Source organism: Nocardioides sp. PD653-B2 (assembly GCF_002117935.1).
In the GTDB taxonomy this organism is placed as follows: domain Bacteria; phylum Actinomycetota; class Actinomycetes; order Propionibacteriales; family Nocardioidaceae; genus Nocardioides.
Genome location: NZ_BDJE01000035.1, coordinates 55,592 through 61,814 on the forward strand (window position 1 = coordinate 55,592; position 6,223 = coordinate 61,814).

General features: G+C 65.9%; 7 protein-coding genes. 6 read left to right on the forward strand and 1 reads right to left on the reverse strand.

The window, feature by feature from the left end; translation table 11 throughout:
- Nucleotides 1-26: 26 nt before the first annotated feature.
- Nucleotides 27-506, forward strand: coding sequence for a dioxygenase (locus PD653B2_RS15725; RefSeq protein ID WP_123061247.1), 480 nt, complete (start codon nucleotides 27-29; stop codon nucleotides 504-506).
- On the opposite strand, the gene PD653B2_RS15730 is transcribed toward PD653B2_RS15725, so the two are convergent.
- Complete coding sequence (locus PD653B2_RS15730) at nucleotides 389-1,456, reverse strand: molybdopterin-dependent oxidoreductase (protein WP_242665301.1); 1,068 nt, start codon at nucleotides 1,454-1,456, stop codon at nucleotides 389-391. The two genes, PD653B2_RS15725 and PD653B2_RS15730, sit on opposite strands and share 118 nt — an antisense overlap.
- Nucleotides 1,457-1,632: 176 nt before the next feature.
- Between PD653B2_RS15730 and PD653B2_RS15735 the strand changes: the two genes are divergently transcribed.
- The 5 genes from PD653B2_RS15735 to PD653B2_RS15760 form a co-directional block, all read left to right on the forward strand.
- Complete coding sequence (locus tag PD653B2_RS15735; RefSeq protein ID WP_165763499.1) at nucleotides 1,633-2,142, forward strand: MarR family winged helix-turn-helix transcriptional regulator; 510 nt, start codon at nucleotides 1,633-1,635, stop codon at nucleotides 2,140-2,142.
- Between the two features lie 194 nt (nucleotides 2,143-2,336).
- Entirely contained in the window at nucleotides 2,337-2,744 is a 408-nt protein-coding gene (locus PD653B2_RS15740; protein ID WP_133058930.1) for a hypothetical protein, read from the forward strand.
- Nucleotides 2,745-2,825: 81 nt separating this feature from the next.
- On the forward strand, nucleotides 2,826-3,542 hold the full coding sequence (locus tag PD653B2_RS15745; protein WP_085873337.1) for a DUF6766 family protein: 717 nt from the start codon (nucleotides 2,826-2,828) through the stop codon (nucleotides 3,540-3,542).
- Nucleotides 3,543-5,130: 1,588 nt separating this feature from the next.
- Entirely contained in the window at nucleotides 5,131-5,325 is a 195-nt protein-coding gene (locus PD653B2_RS15755) for a hypothetical protein (protein ID WP_085873339.1), read from the forward strand.
- A gap of 103 nt (nucleotides 5,326-5,428) precedes the next feature.
- Nucleotides 5,429-6,223: IS481 family transposase (locus PD653B2_RS15760; protein ID WP_133058931.1), on the forward strand; the 795-nt coding region annotated here is incomplete at its 3' end.

Sequence of the window (6,223 nt, forward strand, 5' to 3'; positions counted from 1 at the left end):
GCCATCACAGCCTCGAGGAACAGCTCATGACCACCGTCCCGTCATCTAGCACCACGGCCCTCGCCGACGCCCGGATCCCGGCCGGGCACCCATTCGCGGCGCACCTGCGGAGGGTGGCGGAGGCCGAGCGCCGCGCTCCGCACGCGCTGTGGACGCCGGAGGACGGGCCGCTGCCCAGCCTCTACGTCAGCCACGGCGCCCCGATGCTCTTCGAGATGACCGGCTGGATGACCCAGCTGCACACCTGGGCCAGGGACCTCCCGAGGCCGAAGGCGGTCCTCATCGTCTCGGCGCACTGGGAGTCGGCGCCTCTGAGCATCAGCGCCACGACGCCTACCGAGCTCGTCTACGACTTCGGCGGCTTCGACCCGATGTACCACCGGATGCGCTACGACACCCCGGCGGCCACCGAGCTGGCGGCGCAGGTAGCGGGGCCGGGACGCCCGATCATGCCCCGCAGCAAGTGCAGGTTGTGCACCGCCACCGACGCGGCGGTGGCCTGGTGAGACTGGTAGAAGCCCTGCAAGACGGTGGAGAGCACGTTCTCGCTCTCCCCGAAGATGCGAGCTGCGGTGCGCAGGTCCTCGGGGTCGATGCCGCAGACCTCGGCCACGTGCTCGGGGGTGTATGGATCCACGGTCTCGCGCAGGTCGTCGAGGCCGATCGTGTGCGCGTCCACCCAAGCGCGGTCAATCCAATCGTGCACCAGGAGCTCGCGGGTGAGCCCGTTCATCAGCGCGAGGTTGGTGCCCACCCGTGGGGCGAGGTGCACACCTCCGGTGCGGTCGGCCTCCTCGGCGACGGCGGTCCGGCGAGGGTCGACGCAGACGATGCGGGGCGGGTCATCGCCGCGGGAGCGGTCCAAGATCCGGGTCCAGAGCACGGTCTGGGTCTCTGGCATGTTGTGGCCGTACAGGAAGATCGCGTCGCAGTGCTCGATGTCGGTGTATGAGCCGGGCTGGCCGTCCGCGCCGAAGGACTCCTTGAACGCCGCCGCACTGGTCGCGGTGCACAGTCGGGTGTTGCCGTCCATGTGCGGGGTCCCGAGCCCAGCCTTGCCGATCACCGCGAGGGTGTAGTACTCCTCCAAGAACAGCTGGCCGGAGGTGTAGAAGCCGTGACTCAGCGGTCCCTTCTCCTTCAGCAGCCGCTTGGACACCTCCACGATGCGACCCATGGCGGTCTCCCAGTCGGTCTCGACCAGCCGGCCAGCTTCCCGGATGAGCGGACGGGTCAGTCGGTCCGGAAACGAAGCCCACGGCGTGCTGCCGTAGAGCCCCTTCGGACCGAGCCGTCCGTGGCTGACGGTGTCGCCTGCCCGACCCCGGATGCCCACCATCCGGCCGTCCTTGACTGCGATGTCGGCGCCGCACCCGTTGCTGCACAGTAGGCACGCGGACTGGACCCACCGGTCCACTTCGCGGTCGGTGAGGCCCTCGTCCAGGTACTGGTCCACACGAGCCGGCCACACGCTTCCACGCGGGTGCGGAGTCGACTCACCGAAGACGTTCGCGACACGGTCCCATGACCTGTGGTTCTGCACCTGAGACATCTACCCACCTCTTCGAAGAATATGCGCTATCGCATGTATGCTCTCTAGCAACCAAAGCACGGGCTTCGAAGGGACACAAGGTGGCCAAGCAACTCCAGGCACCCACGCCGGCACGCGACAACCGAACGGGCGACCAAACGGACGACCTGGCCGACGCCCTCATCACCGTCAGCCGCGCACTACTCGGAATCGCCGTCCGATCCATCAACGCCGCGCCGGTCGAAGTGACCCTCGTTCAACACCGACTGCTTGTCCTCCTCGCAACCGGCGGTGACCAGACCGTCGGCGCGCTGGCCGTACAGCTCGAGGTCAATGCCTCCAACGCCAGTCGCCTGTGCGACCGCCTCCAGAAGCTGGGACTGGTCGGGCGTGACCGGTCCTCGCGCGACGGCAGGGCGGTGGACGTGTCGCTGACCTCTGCAGGACGGTCGCTCGTGGAGACCGTTCGGACGCACCGCCGAAACGAGGTCAAACAAGTCCTCGGCCGTATGTCGCGGACCCATGTCGACGCCACCATCAAAGCGCTCAACGCCTTCAGCGAAGCCGCCCACGAGGCAGGGGAGGCGCAATGGACCGCCTACGCACTCTGACGCCGCGCCGTGAGCGATGGAGGCGACTGGCCACTCGAGGGCCGAGTCAGCTTCTGAGGCGCCCGACCGCTCAGCCAGCAGTTTCTCGGCGCGAATGCCCAGTTCGGCGTGGCCAGAGAATCGACGCCGCTCTGCTGCGGTGGGTGTCCAAGCTTTACGCGGCCGAACTCGAATCCGGGCGCTAGATTCCCCATATGAGGTGGGTCAACTCGGGAGGTGTGCTGCTATCGCTGACGGTCGCCGCATTGGCCGGAGCGGGGTGTACGCCGATGGGATCTGCGGAGAACCGGAACGCGTCGCAGGCGGCCCTGGACTTCGAAGGTTCGCTAACCAAACCGGTCCACGCGTGCGCCCTCCTAGCGCCCGGAACCTTGGCCGAGCTGGAGCAGAGCTTTGGGAGGTGCGACAAGGCGCTCCCCGATCAGCACCTGCCGGTGGGCACCCAGGTCGCCGATGTGGATGTCTACGGCAAGGACGCCATCGTGCGCCTCGACAAGGACGTCGTATTCCTTGCCAGGTTCGATGACGGCTGGCGGGTGACCGCAGCGGGATGCACGCCCCGTCTGGACAGGCCGTTCACCTGCACGATCAAGGGACCGTGACATGCGCATCTTCTTCGTCGGCTACCTCGTCTTCATCACCCTTGGGCTGGCCGCCTGCTTTCTTTTGGGAGCTCTGCACCGATGAAGGGCGAGAAGGAAATCGAGACGAATGTCGAGAGGCGCATTGGGGCGTGGCTACGCGACCATAGCCTGACCCTTGCCTTCACGGGCTTGTTACTCGCCGCCCTGATCGGCCAAGCACTGACCGGCGTGGCCGGCTACAACGAACAGGCCCGAGACGCGCAGCTCCCGACCCTGACCCTGCTGCAGTACCTCACCTCTTCACAGTTCGCGGTCGACGTGGCCGAGAACTGGCAGTCGGAGTACCTGCAGTTCCTGCTCTACGTCCTGCTCACAGTCTGGCTCATCCAGATCGGCTCCCCGGAGTCGAAGAAGCCCGAACAGCGCGGCCGCAAGACCTTCGAGGAGCAGAAGATCGGCAGCTACGCCACGGCCGGATCTCCAGCGCCGGCACGCATGAGGGGATGGCGACTGAGTCTCTACTCCCACTCGCTGGGCCTGGTCATGGGCCTTGTGTTCCTCGGCTCTTGGTCCGCGCAGTTCGTCGCCGGTCGTAGCGCCTACAACGCCGAACAGATCCAAGACTTCCAGGCTCCCCTGACCTGGTCGCAGTACCTGCGGGCGCCAGACTTCTGGAACCGCACGTTCCAGAACTGGCAATCGGAGTTCCTCGCCGTAGCGACCATGGTCGTCTTCAGCATCTACCTGCGCGAGCGGGGATCCCCGGAGTCCAAACCCGTGGGTGTCTCCCACGAATCGACGGGCGTTGAAGGGTAGGGGAATGGCTCGTCGCCGGTGAGGATAACTCACACTTCGTTCCGATTGTGCCCGAGACCTCACCACTGGCCAGCGAGCCAACACCGACCAACCGAACTCTGGACCCCCGACCAAGTCCAAGCGCCCTACTTACTGAGTTCGAGCTCTACCCCAGAAGTGACTATATGTCGTAGTACTGACTGACTGACCCATGCTGACCTGCGCAAACGTCGAGGATTGATGGCGGGATGTACCACGCTTGTAACAACCTAGCGCGCGCCTGACGGTGATGGCGATGGGTCGGGCACGTCCTGGATGGTGGTCCTCACAGGCCGGACGAGCAAGCGCAGGGCTGTCTGTTCAGCCAGCCTGGCGACCTGAATTTGGTCCGAGGTTCCGAACATCGACGGCGTCGATGGGCCTCCACCGGCTTCAACCGGTCCGGATGACCGATCACCAGCTCGAAGCCCCGGTGGCTGACGTTGACCCCGCCGAACTCATGCAACTCGCGCCCTTTCGCCAGCCCAAAATCCAGGGCGCGCAGGTTCAAATCCTGTCAGCCCGACCGAGTTCATCGCATCAGAAGAAGCATGGAGAGGTCGGTCGTCAATGTGGCGGCCGGCCCTTTTGCTATGCATCTGCTGACGCAGACTTCCGGATGGCGCGCCGCGCGAGTTCGCCGGCAAGTGGCGAGCCGGGGGCCGTAACCTGCGGGGCTGAGTGGCTACGGGCCTGACTTTGGCAGCATGAGCGAGCGCCTGGCTCGTGAGCAATTGTGGGCGTCCAAGAGTGCGCACGAGCAGGCGCGCAATGCGGCGCGCGAGGAGCGCACCCTGCTGGAAGCGCAGGCGGCACGCTAGAAGGCATCCAAGACGCCACAGTGAAGGTCCAGCAGGCAACCCGCGACGTGCACGCTGAGGTGCAGCGCTTGGTGGACGAGACGGGCCGCGCTCAGCACCTGGCCGTGTGGGTAGCCATCGGCACGGGCCTTGGAGGTGCGATCCTCGGTGGGTTCGCAGGTGCAATTGCTGCTCGGTTTGTAGGAGCCTGATCGCAGGTCATTTGCGGGCGTACCCCTCAGCAGTCGTCTTCTCGCCACTCGCTCTCTCGCACCCACGGCTCACGGTCTTGGTTGATAGCGGACGCGGGGTACGTGTAGCTCACCCTCGCTTGGTCGCCGGAGACCTCGGCGTTGTAGCTCTCTAGGGCCAGGGCGTTGTCGTACAGCTCGCCAGCCTGGCCGACGGTGGCGCCGAATTGGTCTTCGCCCATCCGGCGTTGGCAGCGCTGAGAATTTTGGACTTGCATCGTGTCCCGAGGTACGGGCTCGTCTTCGTCACATGGAAGAACTGGTGATCACCGTGCCTGCGCGATGCCCAACGCCGAGAGACGGCGGTCGGAGATCCGGCCTGACCGCCTTCGTTGTTGATTGAGGCCGAGCAACCGAGGGTGGTCCGTCCGACATCTACTATTGGAGATAGTATCTAGTGTGCGTCAGTGCGGTCACCGCGGGCCGAGCTGGAGGAAGAGCGAGGTCATGGTGGGTTTGGCAGATGGTCGTCCAAGTCCCCGTCGACGTGTCGTCGGTTTGATTGGTGTCGGCGTCGGAGTGATCGTGCTGTTGAGATTGCTGTCGCGACGGTGGTGGCGCATCCGCGAGGCCTTCGGGCATCGCGGCGGGCTTCGCCATCTTGACCGGCTCGAGCAGGACGCTCAGCTCGAGAAGGCCGAGTTCGCCGACTTCACCGTCGACCGGTTCCCCGAGTTCGGTGCACCACCCGGCGTAGGCGCTAAGGCGCCCTAGTTGTTCTGAGCACGGACGTTGGTGACGCGGGGTCTCGACATAGGTGAAGGCCTCCGGTGAGGTGTGGAGCTACCACAGCAACCACTCTCACCAAGAGGCCTTCATGACCCACGCTATGTCACCCCTATCCGAAACCGGTCGCCTCAGGCTCGCGAGGTGCGTGGTCGACCAGCGCTGGCCGCTGCGCCGCGCCGCGGAGCGGTTCAACGTCTCGGTCACCACCGCGCAACGGTGGGCGCAGCGCTACCGCGACCAGGGCCCGGCCGGCATGGTCGACCGGTCCTCCCGCCCACACTCCAGCCCCAAGCGCACCAGCCTCCGGGTCGAACACCGCGTCGTCGGGCTCCGGATCTCACGTCGCTGGGGGCCGGTCCGCATCGGCTACCGACTCGGCTTGCCCTCCTCGACGGTCGCCAAGATCCTGCATCGCTACGGCTGCCCACCGGTGGCCTGGACCGACCCGGCCACCGGCGCCCGGCTACGCGGGCGCCCAGCACCGCAGCGCTACGAGTGGGCACAACCCGGCGACCTGGTCCACGTCGACATCAAGAAGCTCGGCCGGATCCCCAACGGCGGCGGGCACAAGACCCTCGGCCGCGCCAAGGGCCGCCGCGACCGCAAGCGCGGGATGGGCTACTGGTACATCCACACCGCCGTCGATGACCGAACCCGCCTTGGCTTCAGTGAGCTCCACCGCGACGAACGCAAAGAGACCGCCGCCGGGTTCTGGCTCCGCGCCAACGCCTACTACGAATCGGTCGGGATCACCGTGCAACGAGTGCTGACCGACAACGGCGCCTGCTACCGGTCCAAGGACTTCGCAGCCGCCCTCGGCGACATCACCCACAAACGAACCCGGCCGTATCGACCCCAGACCAACGGCAAGGTCTGTGAACAT